Consider the following 15,841-nt stretch of genomic DNA (forward strand, 5'->3'; position numbering starts at 1 on the left):
TGATAACGAACGGCTTTAGACATCAAACTGGCAAACAAACTCGCCCTGCTCACAGCGCACCTGTACCCGGCGATAGCGTTCATCACGGGCATGGGCACTGAGCAACATCTGGCTCATTTGTGGCAACAGGGTATTGGTGAGAATGGCATCGACCATGCGGCCACCGGACTCCACTTCAGTGCAGCGCTGCACGATCTGGCTGACAACCGAGTCCTCAATGTCCGCTTCAATGCCGTGGTTCTCAGCCAGACGGCGCACAATGCGCGTCAGCTGCAAGCGAACGATCTCCGCCAGCATCGCATCGCTCAGCGGGTAGTAAGGCACCACCAGTAAGCGTCCCAGCAGCGCCGGAGGGAACACCTCCAGCAACGGTTTACGCAGCGCGCTACTCAGCGTGTCAGGCTCGGGCAGCAGTTCCGGATCGGCGCACAACGCGCTGATCAGTTGCGTGCCGACATTGGAAGTCAGAATGATGATGGTGTTACGAAAATCGATATGGCGTCCTTCGCCATCTTCCATCCAGCCTTTGTCGAACACCTGGAAAAATAATTCATGTACATCGGGATGGGCTTTTTCGATTTCATCCAGTAGCACGACGCTGTATGGACGGCGGCGCACCGCTTCGGTCAGGACACCGCCTTCGCCGTAACCGACATAGCCGGGAGGTGCACCCTTCAGGGTGGAGACGGTGTGCGCTTCCTGGAATTCACTCATATTGATGGTGATGACGTTCTGCTCACCGCCATACAGCGACTCCGCCAGCGCCAGGGCGGTTTCGGTTTTCCCTACCCCGGACGGACCGCACAACATAAACACGCCAACCGGCTTATTCGGGTTATCCAGCCGTGCACGCGAGGTGCGTACCCGTCGGGCGATCAGATCCAGACCATGACGCTGGCCGATCACCCGCTGGTTCAGGGTATCGGCCAGATTGAGTACCGCGTCGATTTCGTTCTTCACCATGCGACCCAGCGGGATGCCGGTCCAGTCCGCGACCACGGCCGCGACCACGCTGGCATCCACCGCCGCAAACAATAGCGGTTCTTCCCCCTGGAGTGCGCGCAGTTGCTGCTGAGTGGCATCCAGTTCAGCACGCAACGAGGCTTCCCCCTCGCTGACACAACGTGCCCGCAAGGCAATCAATTGATCAACCAGCTCCCGCTCCTGCTGCCAGCGGGCCGTGAGTGCATCACGGGTGGCAGACAGCTCAGCATGCAGTAGCGCAATTTCCTGTAAGCGCTCAGGTGAACCCAGACCGACTTTTGCCTCGCGCTCGGCAATTTCCGCTTCGACATCGAGCGCCGCCAGCCGATGCAGGCAATCCTCCAGCGCGGCAGGCTGTGCCCCCTGGCTGACCGCCACGCGTGCGCAGGCGGTATCCAGCAGCGCGACGGCTTTGTCCGGCAACTGACGGGCCGGGATATAACGATGAGACAGCTTAACGGCCGCGCTCACCGCTTCATCCAGTAACAACACCTGATGATGTTTTTCCAGCGCACTTACGGTGCTGCGCAGCATCTGGATGGCTTTCGCCTCATCCGGCTCCTGAACCTGCACCGTCTGGAAACGGCGGGTCAGCGCGGGATCCTTCTCAATATATTTTTTATATTCGGCCCAGGTGGTCGCACCGATGGTACGCAGTTGCCCGCGGGCCAACGCCGGTTTTAACAGGTTTGCCGCGTCACCGGTGCCCTGCTGACCACCTGCACCGACCAGGGTGTGGATCTCATCCACAAACAACACAATCGGCGTTGGGCTGGATTGCACTTCGTTGATCAGCGCCTGGAGTCGCGCCTCAAACTCGCCTTTCATCCCGGCACCAGCCTGAAGCATGCCGATATCCAGCAGCCAGAGCTGCACATCACGCAGCGGCGCAGGCACGTCCCCCGCCGCCATACGCAGCGCCAACCCCTCAACCACGGCTGTTTTCCCTACGCCTGCTTCTCCGGTCAGCAACGGGTTGTTCTGACGACGCCGCATCAGGATATCCACCATCTGGCGGATCTCTTCATCACGGCCCGTCACCGGATCGATAGCACCACTGCGCGCCCGGGCGGTGAGGTCCTGCGCGTACTGCGCCAGGGTGCTGTTACCGGTCGCAGCGGGTGCTGAAACCTCCGGCTGAGTCAGCGCCTGCTGTACTTCCTTGCTGTTGCTGAGCAAAGTGTCGAACTGATCCAGCAGCACGTCGGCATTAATACGCGCAAACTGCGATGAAATGCCTTTCAGCACGCTGGCGAGGTTGAACGTTTTCAACATACCGATCAGCAAATGGCCGCCACGGATGCGTGTGGCGCCATATTTTAGCGAGGCATAAACCCAGGCGCGCTCCACCGCGCTGTCGATGTGTTCGGCGAGATCGGAGACGGCACTTGCGCCGCGTGGCAGACGATCCAGCGCCGCCACGATATCCCGCGTCAGCGCGTTTTCATCCAGTGAAAAGTGGCTGATTATCTGCTGTAAATCCCCCTCCTGCTGCTGCATCAGCTGGTGCAGCCAGTGCACCAGCTCGACATACGGATTGCCACGCAGCTTGCAAAAGGCGGTGGCGCTTTCCAGCGAGGAAAATAACAGCGTATCCAGTTTACCGAATAACACGGCTCGGCTGATTTCAGACATATCGGGTCCTGTAATATGAAGAAGCTGGCTATGTGGCAGGGAAAAGTGGTTGGGCTAGCGCGAGGCTGCCTCAACCTCAAAAACGAAATCTTCGCGATCGACAGGCTGGTCGGGCTGTCCCAGCCAGCTGGTGTAACCCAGCCGGGCTTCGCCGCCTAAGGTCACACCTTTAACATCAGCAGCAGCCAGGATCAGGCTGAGATCCCACTGCATTTCGATACCGAGGTAGTGACGCACCCAATCGCGCACCTCGCATGCCCCTTTTCCATCTGGCAGGAAATGTGCATATTGCCCGGCAGTAAGCGGGCCAAAGCGCAAACGGAAACGATGCTGAACATCCCGGACGGCGACGCCAAGAAAGGCGGATTCGCCAAGACGGGGCATTTGCCGCCCGGCACCGAGGCGGGCCTGATCGCGGTGGTCCAGCGTCAGCCATTGTGGAACGTTCTGATCCAGCATCACCGGCACACCAAAATAGAGGCGCAGAATACGTTCTAAACCTTCTGCATCGTGTCCGTGGCGGCTGAGATGCCCCACCAGCATCAGCCGGGCATGCAGACTCAGCGAACTGGCCTGCTGCTGCGCCGGAAAACCGATACCTGCCAGACACGCCAGGTAATCCTGAAAGCGTTTATCATCGCCGCGATCGAGTGATGCGGTTGGCTGGGCATCGGCCCAGGCACGATAAAACAACAGCGTGGCGCGATGGTGAAACAGGTCGGCAAAGGCTGAAAGGCTGTGGTCCTGATGGTGAACGATGCGATCACGCACATACTCGGTCAGATGCGTCGGGAGCGGACCATTCGGACCAAACAGGCCAAAACTGTAGATGGAGACGTCATGACGGCCATCCTCTTCGCGCTCGCTGACTTTAGCAAGCGTCGCCGGGGCAAACGCCAGCGAGGGTGTCTGGCCAAGACGAACGGCTTCAAATTTCGGCAGTGGCGCACGCCCGAGAGAATAACGCTGGCCACTCTGCGCATTCAGCCTGCGCAGCAGCTGGAAAAGATCATAGCGCCAGGGCGCAGCCATCACCGCCTGCCAGAAATCATCAGGCAGGCGGCTGGCGCGCTGAAGCGGGATGACTTGTGCGACCTCACTCATAGCAGCGCCTTCTGGCCCATACGTGGCGGCCAGTAGCCAACTTCGCCCCGTTGCTGGCTACTCAGGGTAAGTTCGGTAAAGCTGTTAAGCGCCACTAACCGCGAGAAGACGCGCTCCAGCACGCTACCAAATAACCACGGACTGGCACCGGAGAACACCTGCTCATCCACCTCCAGCGCGATGCTCACACCACGGGCGAACACCACCGGACCCGGCTCAGGAACACGACGATGCACCGCTTTCAGCCGGCAATGGCGGATGCCCTCAATCTGGCGGGCCACCGGTGCCTCAGCCAGATTCGCGTACAGGCTCAGTAACTGGCGCAATGCAGCAGCACCTTCACCGTCAGCGCTATCCATCAGGCTGAGATAATTCATTTGCAGATGGCTTATCAATCGCCAGGAGGACAGCCCTTCCGCCAGCGCCGGACGCGGTGGCGTCGGCCCTTTGCACAGCGTCAGCTGGCTCACCGGGATGGAATCTGGCATGACGAAGTTGCCCTGCTCCTGTTGCAGCAACATCAGCGGTAAATCACGGCTGGTGCACATCACTTCCGCAGAGAAGTAGCGCATGTCATCACGCCATGGCGTGTGGTGTTCATCTACCAGCGAGAGAAACACTTCGGAACCAATATAACCCGTGCGGGTGCCGTAACGCTGTGCATGTTCCGAGAGGGTGCGCTGCTCACGACGCAGGGAAAAATACGCGCCATAGTCGCCTTGATCCGGGCTGAAGGTGCTCCAGAACGGGCGGAAAACCTGTTCTTCGCGTTGCCCATCCACCGTGGCAAACAGCCGCTGCACCGAGTGCACCTCGTAATCCAGCGGGCGGATATTGTCTACCACCAGATGATATTCATGCTGGCTGTCGCTGACCTTCAGGCGTTCAGCCGTTTTGGGAAACAGGTTAATCACCGGCGTGCAGTGCAGCGCCAGATGGCTGCGATCCACCACACTTTCCAGCTCAGGGTCTGCTTTATCGAGCAAAATGATGATGTCGAATGCCTGCGCTTTGTGACATCCCGACAGAAACAACGCCAGCTGATGCAGGCTGATAAACTGAAAACGTGCCGGGAAGGCAAAATATTCCTGCAACAGTCGATAGCCGTCGAAGTTGCGCAAATCATCCGGCAACAGCGCCTGTTCCGGTGCAAAGCCCTGCTGTTGCAACGCACTCTCTGCCAGCACCTGACGCTGCGGCTGCGTCTCCACCGACTGCAGCAGGATGCCAACACGATGCTGCATCAGCAGTTCCAGTAACTTCAGCGCCTGAATATCCGGTCCGCTGAGATACAGCATCAAATCATCGAGCTTCAGCTGGCTGAGAGAGGAAACACCCTCGCACTCAATACGCACACGTAACGCGCTGCTGGCACCGCGTCCACTGAGTTTCAGCTCACCCAATGGGATATCACCCGGTACCCCACCCAGCGACACGTCACTGATACGCAGGGGGTGGAGCATAACGTCATGCGCAGTGGTATAGCTGCAGGTGACGCCAGATTTTTTCAGGCTCTGGCTCTCCATCATGGTGCCGCGTGGCACCAGAAAACCGTTGCTGATATCCCCTTTGCGGCTATCCGGCGTTAGCTGAGCTATCGCCATCGAAGGCGTGGGTGCCAGATAACCCGGTGCAATCATTTCCAGCAGCCGCTGTGAGAAGCGAGGAAACTCCGCATCCATTTTCAGCTGCACGCGCGATGTGAGAAATGCGAAGCCTTCCATCAACCGCTCAACATAAGGATCGGCGACATCAATGCCGCGCATCCCAAGTCGCCCCGCCACCTTAGGATAATGAGCAGCAAACTCCGCCCCCATCTCACGCAGATAAGCAAGTTCACGGTTGTAGTAGTCGAGCAGTTTACTGTCCATGATTACCCCGCATCCTGTAGTTCGAAATGGCCGCTTTCAAGATCCACTTCGGTACGGAACAGAAACTCCAGCGGATAAGGTACGCACCACAGGCGACCTTTGATTTCCAGTGACAGCACGTTGTGCAGATCGAGTGCAGTCAGGTCGCTGACGCAACGCACCTGCAAACCCTGCGGCAGAATGCGGGGTTCAAAATGCAGAATGGCATCGGTCATTTTGCGCTGCACATCCTGCCATTCGATATCGGACATATTTTGCCCCGCCAGCGGCGCAACACCGAAATTCCATACCGAACGCTGCACATGGGCAAAAAAGCCGAGATCCTGCTGCGCTTCATTGTTGATGGTGTTGAATAGCCACTGCAAATCACGCAGTACATGGCGGCGCAAGGTACTGTGGCTGATCAGAATGCTGTTGCCCGGCTCCGTGCGCTTGTCGGGAGCATCATCAGTCAGACGATCCAGCAGCGATGATTGCAACTTATCGCGCGAAGTGAGGGTGTCGCGATTTTTACGCGCACGATAGCCGCCATGCAGCTGAGCATAGCCGTCCTGCTGCGCGGGATAATCACGGCTCATAAGATGACTCGACGTTATCGAAGGTGATGCGCTGTAGCGCCAGCAGTGGATATTCAGCACTGTCGCTCAGCCAGACTTTCTGACCATGACCAATAAACTGGCTGTCGTCACTGCCCAGCGGTTGCCATTCGGTGACACTGCCACGCAACCAGCGTTCTTCTGGCGTTGCCGTCAGTGGGTAGCGCACCGGAATCTGACATACCTGCTCGCTGCCATCCACCAGTTGTACCCACGTGTGTCGCCATACCAAATCCGTCACGCTGACTGGTGCCTGAAACTGCATTTCACGGATGGCGGCAAAGGGGATCCAGTAATAACGCCCGTTAACCAGCGCCTCGCAAACCGGGCCAAAACGACTGTCGCCATCCATCAGCCAGGGAAAGTTCGCCTGCTGTTCCTGTTGCGCCAGTGTACCAGGGTTCGCGGCAGCGTTTTCCAGTGCCTGCTGACGCAGTTCGCTACCGCGCGCAATATCACCCGCAATATCAGCCTGCAACGCCGCCAGCAGGGTTTCACACCACGCCCACGCACTTCCCGGCAGCTGTGGCTGTGCTTCGCCCTGCAACACCGCTGCACGCTGTTGTTCACCGGCAATTGCCTGTTGCAGCAGAGTGACCGTCGGTTGCGCCTGTGGGGTTAATGCCAGCCAGGATTGCAGCTGGGTTTGCGCGCGGGTCCAGTTTCCTGCCAGGCACAGCCGCTGGACAAAGGCAGCGCGCAAATCAGCATCAGCCGGATTCGCCTGGATCTGCGCCGTGATGCTGGCAAGATTCTCCGCCAGTGACGCGGTGGTAAGACGCTGTTGTAACGAGTCCATGCAAGCTCCTTTGCGTTAGTTAACGGTGCGATAAACGGCTGCGGCCGGATCTTTCAGTTCGGGATGCAGTTGCTCCACCAGCAGGATTTTCAGTGGTGAGGAGGTGTTCAGCCAGGGCGACCAGACTTTGCGCACTTCCTGCAAGCGGGCGCGCAGCGTGCTTTCATCCGCGGCATCGCTGGCGGGCATCTGTACCACCACCTGATCCGGTGCCTGCCAGCCGTTAAACTGCGGGCTGAATGGTAATACCAGCCAGCTCTCCGGTGACTTCTCGTTACTCAGCACCATGCGCTCACGGTTGACCGTGGTAATGGTCAGTTCACGGGGGGAAGGTTTGCCATTCAAGCCCGCAATCGGGAATCCTTGCAGGAAGGTGACTTCCACCGATTTTGCCGCGCCATTTCCCATCTGCGTCAGGGTGCTGTGGCCACTCAACCAGCCATCCTGAGCACAGACCAGCCCTTGTTTCGATGGGACAAAAATCGCGCTGGTCTGTGCCGGTTGGCTCCACCAGGTGCGGAAATGACAACCATCCAGCAGGCTGAATTGCTGCCAGGGCGTGGTATCCGCCGGTGGCGAATTGAGCACAGGTGCCGCCTGTGCGGGAACGGCAACCTCTGGCGCTGGCGTAGTGACGGGCTGCCAGTTCTTCGCCTGCTCTGCACTGCCCTCGGCCAACGCGTTGCCTTCTTCATCGTCCAGCTGCCAATGCAACTGTTGCAGCGACTTACATTGGGAAGCCATCAGCCCCGCCACACGCGGTAAAAATCCATCCAGAACCGCTGCATTTTTTTCACCTTTGGTGACGATGCGCAGATCCACACTCTTCTGGCACCAGCTTGCCAGCTGGTTATCTTTTACGTCATCAATCCAGACATCCAGTTTCTGTGCCGGGGACTGAACAATGCGGTAATTCTCTGCAAAAGCATGTGTGCTCAGCAGCAGCGCAGCCAGACCCAGTAATCCATATTTCATGTTGGCGTTCTCAATCGCGAAGAGGGAAGAACTGCGCCGCATCAGAGAGCGAGTGCAGTAAGGTGGTGTCCTGAGGTGAACCAACCCACACGGCCAGCGCACTGAAGTTATCCTGCTGACCGTTGTTTTCCGGTTGGTCGTTTCTAATGATTTGTTGCATCAGCGTCAGCCACTCCTGTGGCGTATTGACCATATGCAACGATTGCTGCATTTGCTCCAGCGTAACGCCATGCCAGAATCCATCGGTGCACAACAGAAAGGCATCGCCATCTTCAATTTCCACCACATCGCTATAGCTGGCATCGCGTTGTTGATCCCCCATACCGAGGGCAAAATAAAGCAGGTTGGTATTGATGCCTTCGGTCTGATGGCCAGCATCTTTCATTTGCTGCACCAGGCTGTGATCGGTCGTGACGTGATAGAGATAACCGCGCCGAAATAAATAGAGGCGGCTGTCCCCGGCATGTGCCCAATAGGCCAGCTCGTAGTCACGATCGATAAACAGACTGACCAGCGTCGTGCCCATGCGGCTGTGTTCGGTGCTGGCTTTCTGTTGCTGGCGAATCGCGTGATTGGCGTGATTGACATAATTGCGGATCGATTGGGCATTCAGGTGGCTGTCACCGTTGAAGGCATCCATCAGACTGCTGCGGGCGATAGTGGCCGCCACCTCACCGCCGGGGAAGCCCGCGACGCCGTCACAAACGACAAAGCAGGCTGAACGTTCACCGATGATTTCACCGGTCTGATCCTGATTGCTGGCGCGGTCGCCCTGATTCGACGTGGAAGCAATAGTGATATTCATGCGTCATCCGTGTGGGTTTGTGAGTCTTTGTACTGATTAACTTCCATGTCATAGGCGTGCAGGAAGGCTTCACCAAACAGGGTATGGAAGTCGTCTTCGATTTCTCCGGCCGTTTCGCCGTAGCGCTCAACAAAATGTTCCCACAGTGCCGCCTTACGACTGCCGGGCAGCCCCAGACGCGATACTGAACCGGCCTGACGCGCCTCCTCTTCCAGCTGATCCGGGTTAAAGGATTGCAGCATCGAGGCGATAATGGCGCGGATACCGGCGATCATTCCCAGCTGATGCGCCTGCAAATCAATCAGCGCATCACGTACCGCCTGACGCGGTGGCATAAAGCCCGGCATGCGGCTGCCAAACATTTGCATCAGGACAGTTTTGCCTGAGGGCAGCAGCTTGAAGGGGTTGTTGGCGTCGTCGAGGATCACCGTCATATCCGCTTTTACGCCACGCTTCAGAATCGAACGTGAAGAAAGCAGCGCCACCGTCCCCTGCGAGAACATGCTGAGCATCTGACCAAACTGGCGCATCTGATCACGATCAAACTGCGGCGTGGGCTGTAAATCCTGTAAACCCATGCCCTCCAGCAAGGCATCCAGCAATTCGCCTTTTAGTGCATCACCACTGCTCTGGGCCGAAGCACCGTTCTGGCTGCTGGAGGCTACCGGGTCAATACGCAGACGACCTTTCGGTATCGGCGATGGTGTGCGTTGCACCGCCTGTGGTGTCGGTAAAGTGATGCCACCGTAATCAACCTGGCTTGTCGTACCAGCTTCCACGGCCTCATCCATTAATGGCACAGGTTCAGCGGCAGGTTGTGTTTCGGTGTCGTCAAATAACGGTGAACTGCTCAGATCGGCCAGTTTGACGTCAGAGGTTTCTTCTTCAGGTTCAGGTTGGGTGATGCTGGTGGAATGCGCGGGCTGGGGCTCCGGCTGTGCCAGCGGAACGGCCCCGCCCATCATCAGACCCAGCGGGTCGTCATGAATACGGGGGTCGGGAGCGCTCTGGCTGCCAAACAGGCTGAGCGGGTCCAGTTCTGCGGGCTTCGCTTCAGGCGGTGCCGCAACGACACTTTTTTGCCCTGCCAGCGTGCTCGGCGTTGCATCGTCGAAAATACTGTCCTGGGCGAACAACGCGTCACCGGCATCGAACAAACTGTTATTTTTGGGCCGCTGACCAATATCCAGCGGGGCATCATTAATCAGCGCTGCCAGCGGATCTTCCGGGTTGCGCTCAGGTGCCGCAGGAGCCGTCAGCGGGTTCGCTTCTGGCACTGCGGGTGCCACTTTGTTTGGCTTTGAGAGATCATCGGAGATGGAGAATTCTTTCGCCAGGCTGTCCCAGATTTCACTTGGGATCGCTGCGGTGCTGCTGGCCACCGCGGCTGGAGGTTCATCGGCCATAACAGCGGGTTTAGTGACAGGCTGAGTGGTGCTCTTCGGCGTCTGAGCTGGCAGCTTGGCGTTAATATCATTAACCAGCAGCTGATAGTCATCAATGCCGAGAATATCGCCGTCCTGTAATTCCACCTGACGTCCACGTTCCAGCGGAATATCGTTCAGCATCACACGCGTGACGTTGCCGCGATTAGTCAGGCGACATTCACCGTCAGCGGTAATATGGACAATGGCCTGCAAACGGGAGATGGTACGGTCGTCATCGGGTAACACCAGGTTGTTATCAACACCACGACCAATGGTGCCACCAGGTGGTAAGAAGTCAAAAAGGGCTTGCGGCGGCTGATGGCCGGGTTTAGTCGTTATTATCGTAAAGCGCATAACGGATTCCTGCGGTTAGCTGTTCGGCATCTATATTGCGCACCTCTCAGCGGAAAGGGGCGGGATATAGGGAGCTGATTTTTTGAGTCGTGGAGGTTTAATTTATAAAACTGGAATGGTTCAGTGCAGATTCAGTCAGTTATTGGGTATGGTTTTAAGTTGTTCGACACGTACCATATCTATTCGGGAGAGACATGTATCATTAAGGGTATCGTGAACAATGGTTCCTTTCTCGGCGAGAAAGGATTCAAGATTACATTGGCCATCACGATAGATAAGCCATCCACGCTGGGACTTCATGAGAATATCGAGGTAATCTTTCAGGTCTACAGGTGAAGATTTGTATTCATCTTCTATTCTTTTTTTCGCTGCAAGGTATTCTGAATTTAATATTTTTTCTGAAGTGATTCTTTCTTCTTTACGGCAAGCATAGCTCTCGGCAACGCTTACTGCATTGCTACATACATCCTGAGCAATTGCATAACCTTGATACAGTGTCAGTAATGTTGCTATTACTACGCTTTTATTCATGAACCCTCTCTCCTTTTAAGGAACATTTGGCCGACACTGGGGAAATTATCTCTGCAACTCACTTACATAGATGAATAAAGAACACCATAAAAACATCGTATTTATCCACAACATGACCAACTACTCCACCGCTGAGCTACTTCAGAAAAGAATTGGATATAAAACTTATTGCAACAGCGAGAAACAGCACCGTAAAACTGGCAACATTTAACTTATGTAAACTCAATATCCATGAAATTCTGCTCAGCGGCTGACTTTTAACAAACAAGTTAGCGTCTTCACTCACGGATTTATTTCTATTCAGATAAATTTTCTTTCCGTGATAAACATCAACAAAATAAGCTATTTTATGCGCATTAAAAATTGGCCCAAGAAAAGATGCAAAATTCGTGATGATATCCAACTGCATACCGCGCTGTCTGAAATCGCTCAATAGAGACTCGTACTTACTTTGATTCCTTTTGAAAACAAAATAAGCGACTAACTGTGAAACGAAAGCAATAAAATACAAAAACAGAGATAAATATAGGGAAAAATCAGCTGGTGTCATAATAAACCCTCCACCAACGCATTCAACATACTTTTTTGGGGTAAAGGGTTATTAATTTAACACATATGAAAAAACCACCAAAAATACAGCAAAGATAGTCGTTAATAAATAAATGACTTTATAAAAATTGAGCAATTCCAACATCCATTTTATTTTTTCATGAGGTTGCCTCTGAACAAAATCGTAAGCATCTTGCTTAACATATTCTTTTTTCGAAAAGCGAATCTTCACACCGCGATATAATCTCATAAAAAATGCGAGTTTTTGATAGTTTGCATAAAAACCCATAAAGCCTGAAACTTTTGTTGTTAAATCCAACGGCAACCCTGCTTTCTGATATTCACTGACAAACTGATTATATTTTTCTTTATTTTTTCTGAAGATGGCTGCTGCGTAAACATGCAGAGCACCAATCAAAAAGAATAAAACCACAGAGCCATACATGAAAAAATCATACATATCAATCCGGTTCATCTTTAATAAATTAAAAATATAAAAATCTCCAGATTAAAGCGACCACAACAAACCCCCCAGCAATAGAGAAAGCCAGCATATTTATACGGTGCAGATTAATAATCCAGCCAATTCTTCCCTCTGGAAGCCCCTGAATAAAGCGGTATGTTTCAATACTAACCAGCTCATTTTTCTTATAATACCACTTCTTCCCATAGTACAACCGGGTAAAATACATAATTTTGAACTCATTAAAAAAACCGCCAAAATGAGAAGCAATATTAGTCATTACATCAAGCTGCAAACCTTTATTATGAAATTCCTTTATCAAATCATCATAACTACTTGAATTTTTTTTAAACAGGAAGACTCCATACAGATGGATGCCAAATGCCAGAAGTAATAAAAAAATCTGCAAATAAAATAATACATCATACGAAATCATAAAATTTTATCCATGGCGGCACCCACAATCCCACCAGCTAACTCACCCATTCCATATCCAGCGACCGCAGCGCCAGCTATACCACAAGTCAATATACCCACAGGCCCTGTGGCGATTCCAAGGATCATACATGCCATAGGGAGTAATGTACCACCAATTTGAGCACCATACATCGCCGCATAAGTACTCGCACCAAATTGGGCATACTTCTTGATGGCCACTTTGGCACACTCATCCTTGCGCCCGACAGTACAAGCATCATAAACATCATTTGTCGTATTCAGCGCACTAAAACCAATGGACACCCAGCCGCCCATTTTCATAAATTTCGCGGCCTTCGCGGCACCATCAACGTAGGTGGAGTAGCCACGAATCACGCCAACGCCCGCACTTTCCCAGTCGTGGACAATCGCTGAACTGGACAGGTTTAAAGCGTGTTTTAACTTCTGATAAGGCTGCAATTTCAGTACCAGACGGGAGAATTTATTTAATAGCGCATCAAGTTCGCCAAACAAACGGCGACGCTTAACAAAGAACTGTTCACCAATAAGTGTACCCGCAGTCAGGTATTGGTTGCGGTAAGCAACTTCAATGGCGGTCAGTTTTTTACCAATCTCCGCAAAATATTTCTCTCCGGCATCACCGATAACACCCGATGATTTGTCCATAAAGTTGGTGATTGCCGCAATTGAAGAGTAATGCTGATTAAAAAAGTTGGCTTCATCAGCAGAGAGATGATCCAGGCTGTTATTGGTCGCAGTTTTTGCAGCTTTCAACGCATTCATGGCTGCCGGGCTGTTATTACCGTAGGGATCGGCTACTATCAGTATCTGCCCAGGTTTTGCCCAGGCGACATCCGCATTCAATTGCAAAAAGTAATTGGCTGCCGCAATATTGCGGTTTCCGAACAGAAACATCGCCTGTTCTGTCAGTCTGCCGGGACGTTGCACCACACAAAAACCCGGTTCAACCATGCTATTTCCGCTCATCACAATATCCTTTTGCTATTAAATGCAGTTATTTTTTTAATATCGAATAAAGCGGCCCCGTAAGGCCGCCTTATAAAACGATTACGACTCTTTGTTCTCTTTAATATTCCAGCCAGCGCTGCTCTCAGCACCTTTGCCACCAGAAGAACTTTGCTCCCAGTATTGCTGTTTCACTTTCGCTGCCTGGAAACCGTAGGTCACAGCCAGAGTATCGCCATTGGCAGCACCGGTGTAATCCAGACGAGAAACCAGCACGTCCTCCAGCGTGATACGCGCATATTCAACCTGAGAACCACCCGCTTTGCACACGGACAGTTCCACTTTAGTCACGTGTTTACCGTTGGCACAGTACTTCAGAATAGCGGAGGTGGATTTATCGATCAGAGCATTTACGCTCAGATCGTTAAAATTCACTTTCCCGGCACCGCCGCCGCCACCTACCGCCATATTACCAGGCTGAGTTGCTCCCCAGTTGAAGGAGGTAATATCAGTCCAGCCGGTGTGATTAGAGTCTTTTGACTCGCCCGTCACACCATCAACTTTTAAAAACATATCAATAGCCATAATTATCTTCTCTTGCTTGATTTACGTTTTGCTTTGAAAAAGCATCGTTATGGCAAACAGGAAAGCATGGGGCTGAATAAAACAGTCCATATTTTACCTCTGCCTCGTGTTCTGAATAGCGCTACATGTGTTATTCAGAGGGGTTCTTATTACTTACACAGGTAATAAGAATGCGGCTCAGAGAAACAGGAAAGCTGATTCTCTGAATAATTCCATATTAATAATGCAAGTCCGTTTTACCCTTAACCGCGTAACTCTTATTTATCGTTCGATTTCAGTGAAGGCAGTTTTGATACCAGTCGCAGTGATACCGTCAGACCTTCCAGCTGGTAATGCGGACGCAGGAAGAATTTCGCAGCGTAATAGCCCGGATTGTCTTCCTGCTCTTCAACATTGACTTCGGCTGCCGCCAGCGGCTTACGCGATTTGGTTTCCTGTGATGAGTTAGCCGGATCACCGTCAACATAGTTCATCACCCAATCATTCAGCCAGCGCTCCATCTCATCGCGCTCACGGAAAGAACCAATTTTGTCGCGCACGATGCACTTCAGGTAGTGTGCAAAGCGGCAGCAGGCAAACAGATACGGCAGGCGAGCCGCCAGACGCGCATTGGCTGTGGCGTCAGGGTCATGATATTCAGCCGGTTTCTGCAACGACTGCGCGCCAATAAAGGCGGCAAAGTCAGAGTTTTTACGGTGTACCAGCGGCATAAACCCATTTTTCGCCAGCTCGGCTTCCCGGCGATCGCTGATGGCAATTTCGGTCGGACATTTCATATCCACGCCGCCATCATCGCTCGGGAAGGTATGGCAGGGCAGATTCTCTACCGCTCCGCCTGATTCCACGCCGCGAATGGAGGTACACCAGCCGTACTCTTTGAACGAGCGGTTAATGTTGGCCGCCATCGCATACGCCGCGTTGCTCCAGGCGTAATTGTTATGATCGGAACCGTCGGTCTTTTCTTCGAAATCAAAGCTGTCGACCGGATTGGTGCGGATACCATACGGCAAACGCGCAAGAAAACGCGGCATCACCAGGCCGAGGTAACGCGAATCTTCCGATTCACGCAGGCTGCGCCAGGCCGCGTATTCGGTGTTCTGGAAAATCTTGGTCAGATCGCGTGGGTTAGCCAGTTCCTGCCAGGACTCCATCTGCATGACTTCTGGTGCCGCACCGGTGATAAATGGGCAGTGCGCGGCCGCGCCAATACGCGCCATTTCACCCAGCAGCTCCACGTCCTGCGGGCCGTGATCGAAGTAGTAATCGCCCACCAGGCAACCAAAGGGTTCACCACCAAACTGACCATATTCCTGCTCATAGACTTTCTTGAACAGCGGGCTGCGATCCCAGCCAACGCCTTTGTAGCGCTTCAGGGTGCGTCCCAGCTCCTGCTTGGAGATGCTCATAAAACGGATTTTCAGCATCTCATCCGTTTCGGTGTTGTTCACCAGATAATTCAGACCACGCCATGCACTTTCCAGTTTCTGAAATTCATCGTGATGAATAATCTGGTTAATCTGCTGCGATAATTTCTCGTCAATTTCCGCGATCAGCGACTGAATGGTGCGATATGAATCGTTTGAGATGGTCACGGTATTTTCCAGCGCCTGATGCGCCAGAGTTTTTACCGCGCTTTCTACCGCTTCCCGTGCCTGATCGTTTTTCGGGCGAAACTCTTTACTGAGCAACGCGCTAAACTCATCCTGGCTGAAGCTGGTGCCACCCTGTAATTGTTGCTGTTCGGTGCTCTGACTCATGA

General features: G+C 53.3%; 15 protein-coding genes. All 15 read right to left on the minus strand.

Annotated features, from left to right (window positions below; translation table 11 throughout):
• Nucleotides 1-15: 15 nt before the first annotated feature.
• Nucleotides 16-2,619 (minus strand): type VI secretion system ATPase TssH, encoded by a 2,604-nt coding sequence (gene tssH, locus CUN67_RS12345; RefSeq protein WP_208715624.1) that lies wholly within the window; start codon nucleotides 2,617-2,619, stop codon nucleotides 16-18.
• A 54-nt stretch (nucleotides 2,620-2,673) separates the two neighbouring features.
• Nucleotides 2,674-3,723 carry a type VI secretion system baseplate subunit TssG gene (tssG, locus tag CUN67_RS12350; protein ID WP_208715625.1) on the minus strand — a complete coding sequence of 350 codons (1,050 nt, stop codon included), beginning with the start codon at nucleotides 3,721-3,723 and terminating at the stop codon, nucleotides 2,674-2,676.
• Nucleotides 3,720-5,594 (minus strand): type VI secretion system baseplate subunit TssF, encoded by a 1,875-nt coding sequence (gene tssF, locus CUN67_RS12355; RefSeq protein WP_208715627.1) that lies wholly within the window; start codon nucleotides 5,592-5,594, stop codon nucleotides 3,720-3,722. The genes tssG and tssF overlap by 4 nt, the downstream gene beginning before the upstream one ends.
• Nucleotides 5,595-5,596: 2 nt before the next feature.
• Complete coding sequence (gene tssE / locus CUN67_RS12360) at nucleotides 5,597-6,172, minus strand: type VI secretion system baseplate subunit TssE (protein WP_208715628.1); 576 nt, start codon at nucleotides 6,170-6,172, stop codon at nucleotides 5,597-5,599.
• Nucleotides 6,162-6,989, minus strand: coding sequence for a type VI secretion system accessory protein TagJ (locus CUN67_RS12365; RefSeq protein WP_208715630.1), 828 nt, complete (start codon nucleotides 6,987-6,989; stop codon nucleotides 6,162-6,164). The genes tssE and CUN67_RS12365 overlap by 11 nt, the downstream gene beginning before the upstream one ends.
• A 15-nt stretch (nucleotides 6,990-7,004) precedes the next feature.
• Entirely contained in the window at nucleotides 7,005-7,964 is a 960-nt protein-coding gene (locus tag CUN67_RS12370; protein WP_208715632.1) for a hypothetical protein, read from the minus strand.
• A 10-nt stretch (nucleotides 7,965-7,974) separates the two neighbouring features.
• Nucleotides 7,975-8,769: a PP2C family protein-serine/threonine phosphatase gene (locus CUN67_RS12375; protein WP_208715634.1), complete on the minus strand. Its 795-nt coding sequence runs from the start codon at nucleotides 8,767-8,769 to the stop codon at nucleotides 7,975-7,977.
• Nucleotides 8,766-10,550, minus strand: a complete 1,785-nt coding sequence (gene tagH / locus CUN67_RS12380) for a type VI secretion system-associated FHA domain protein TagH (RefSeq protein ID WP_208715636.1) — start codon at nucleotides 10,548-10,550, stop codon at nucleotides 8,766-8,768. The genes CUN67_RS12375 and tagH overlap by 4 nt, the downstream gene beginning before the upstream one ends.
• Before the next feature lie 135 nt (nucleotides 10,551-10,685).
• A complete protein-coding gene (locus tag CUN67_RS12385; protein ID WP_208715638.1) occupies nucleotides 10,686-11,081 on the minus strand; it encodes a lysozyme inhibitor LprI family protein in 396 nt (131 codons plus the stop codon).
• A 136-nt stretch (nucleotides 11,082-11,217) separates the two neighbouring features.
• Complete coding sequence (locus CUN67_RS12390) at nucleotides 11,218-11,631, minus strand: hypothetical protein (protein ID WP_208715640.1); 414 nt, start codon at nucleotides 11,629-11,631, stop codon at nucleotides 11,218-11,220.
• 51 nt (nucleotides 11,632-11,682) lie between these two features.
• The gene (locus tag CUN67_RS12395) at nucleotides 11,683-12,090 is read right to left on the minus strand and encodes a hypothetical protein (protein WP_208715641.1); all 408 of its coding nucleotides are present in this window, start codon (nucleotides 12,088-12,090) and stop codon (nucleotides 11,683-11,685) included.
• 25 nt (nucleotides 12,091-12,115) lie between these two features.
• Complete coding sequence (locus CUN67_RS12400; RefSeq protein ID WP_208715642.1) at nucleotides 12,116-12,529, minus strand: hypothetical protein; 414 nt, start codon at nucleotides 12,527-12,529, stop codon at nucleotides 12,116-12,118.
• A complete protein-coding gene (locus CUN67_RS12405) occupies nucleotides 12,526-13,518 on the minus strand; it encodes a hypothetical protein (RefSeq protein WP_208715644.1) in 993 nt (330 codons plus the stop codon). The genes CUN67_RS12400 and CUN67_RS12405 overlap by 4 nt, the downstream gene beginning before the upstream one ends.
• 81 nt (nucleotides 13,519-13,599) lie before the next feature.
• Nucleotides 13,600-14,082, minus strand: a complete 483-nt coding sequence (locus CUN67_RS12410; RefSeq protein ID WP_208715646.1) for an Hcp family type VI secretion system effector — start codon at nucleotides 14,080-14,082, stop codon at nucleotides 13,600-13,602.
• A gap of 257 nt (nucleotides 14,083-14,339) precedes the next feature.
• Entirely contained in the window at nucleotides 14,340-15,839 is a 1,500-nt protein-coding gene (tssC, locus tag CUN67_RS12415) for a type VI secretion system contractile sheath large subunit (protein ID WP_208715650.1), read from the minus strand.
• Nucleotides 15,840-15,841: the final 2 nt, after the last annotated feature.

Source organism: Pantoea cypripedii, from assembly GCF_011395035.1.
GTDB lineage: Bacteria > Pseudomonadota > Gammaproteobacteria > Enterobacterales > Enterobacteriaceae > Pantoea > Pantoea cypripedii_A.

Excerpts from the sequence above, each read along its gene's own strand:
- tssH (WP_208715624.1), bottom strand. The coding sequence starts at position 2,619 with ATGTCTGAAATCAGCCGAGCCGTGTTATTCGGTAAACTGGATACGCTG.
- CUN67_RS12390 (WP_208715640.1), bottom strand. The coding sequence starts at position 11,631 with ATGACACCAGCTGATTTTTCCCTATATTTATCTCTGTTTTTGTATTTT.
- tssC (WP_208715650.1), bottom strand. The coding sequence starts at position 15,839 with ATGAGTCAGAGCACCGAACAGCAACAATTACAGGGTGGCACCAGCTTC.
- CUN67_RS12365 (WP_208715630.1), bottom strand. The coding sequence starts at position 6,989 with ATGGACTCGTTACAACAGCGTCTTACCACCGCGTCACTGGCGGAGAAT.
- CUN67_RS12395 (WP_208715641.1), bottom strand. The coding sequence starts at position 12,090 with ATGTATGATTTTTTCATGTATGGCTCTGTGGTTTTATTCTTTTTGATT.
- tagH (WP_208715636.1), bottom strand. The coding sequence starts at position 10,550 with ATGCGCTTTACGATAATAACGACTAAACCCGGCCATCAGCCGCCGCAA.
- CUN67_RS12370 (WP_208715632.1), bottom strand. The coding sequence starts at position 7,964 with ATGAAATATGGATTACTGGGTCTGGCTGCGCTGCTGCTGAGCACACAT.
- CUN67_RS12385 (WP_208715638.1), bottom strand. The coding sequence starts at position 11,081 with ATGAATAAAAGCGTAGTAATAGCAACATTACTGACACTGTATCAAGGT.
- tssE (WP_208715628.1), bottom strand. The coding sequence starts at position 6,172 with ATGAGCCGTGATTATCCCGCGCAGCAGGACGGCTATGCTCAGCTGCAT.
- tssG (WP_208715625.1), bottom strand. The coding sequence starts at position 3,723 with ATGAGTGAGGTCGCACAAGTCATCCCGCTTCAGCGCGCCAGCCGCCTG.
- CUN67_RS12400 (WP_208715642.1), bottom strand. The coding sequence starts at position 12,529 with ATGATTTCGTATGATGTATTATTTTATTTGCAGATTTTTTTATTACTT.
- tssF (WP_208715627.1), bottom strand. The coding sequence starts at position 5,594 with ATGGACAGTAAACTGCTCGACTACTACAACCGTGAACTTGCTTATCTG.
- CUN67_RS12405 (WP_208715644.1), bottom strand. The coding sequence starts at position 13,518 with ATGAGCGGAAATAGCATGGTTGAACCGGGTTTTTGTGTGGTGCAACGT.
- CUN67_RS12410 (WP_208715646.1), bottom strand. The coding sequence starts at position 14,082 with ATGGCTATTGATATGTTTTTAAAAGTTGATGGTGTGACGGGCGAGTCA.
- CUN67_RS12375 (WP_208715634.1), bottom strand. The coding sequence starts at position 8,769 with ATGAATATCACTATTGCTTCCACGTCGAATCAGGGCGACCGCGCCAGC.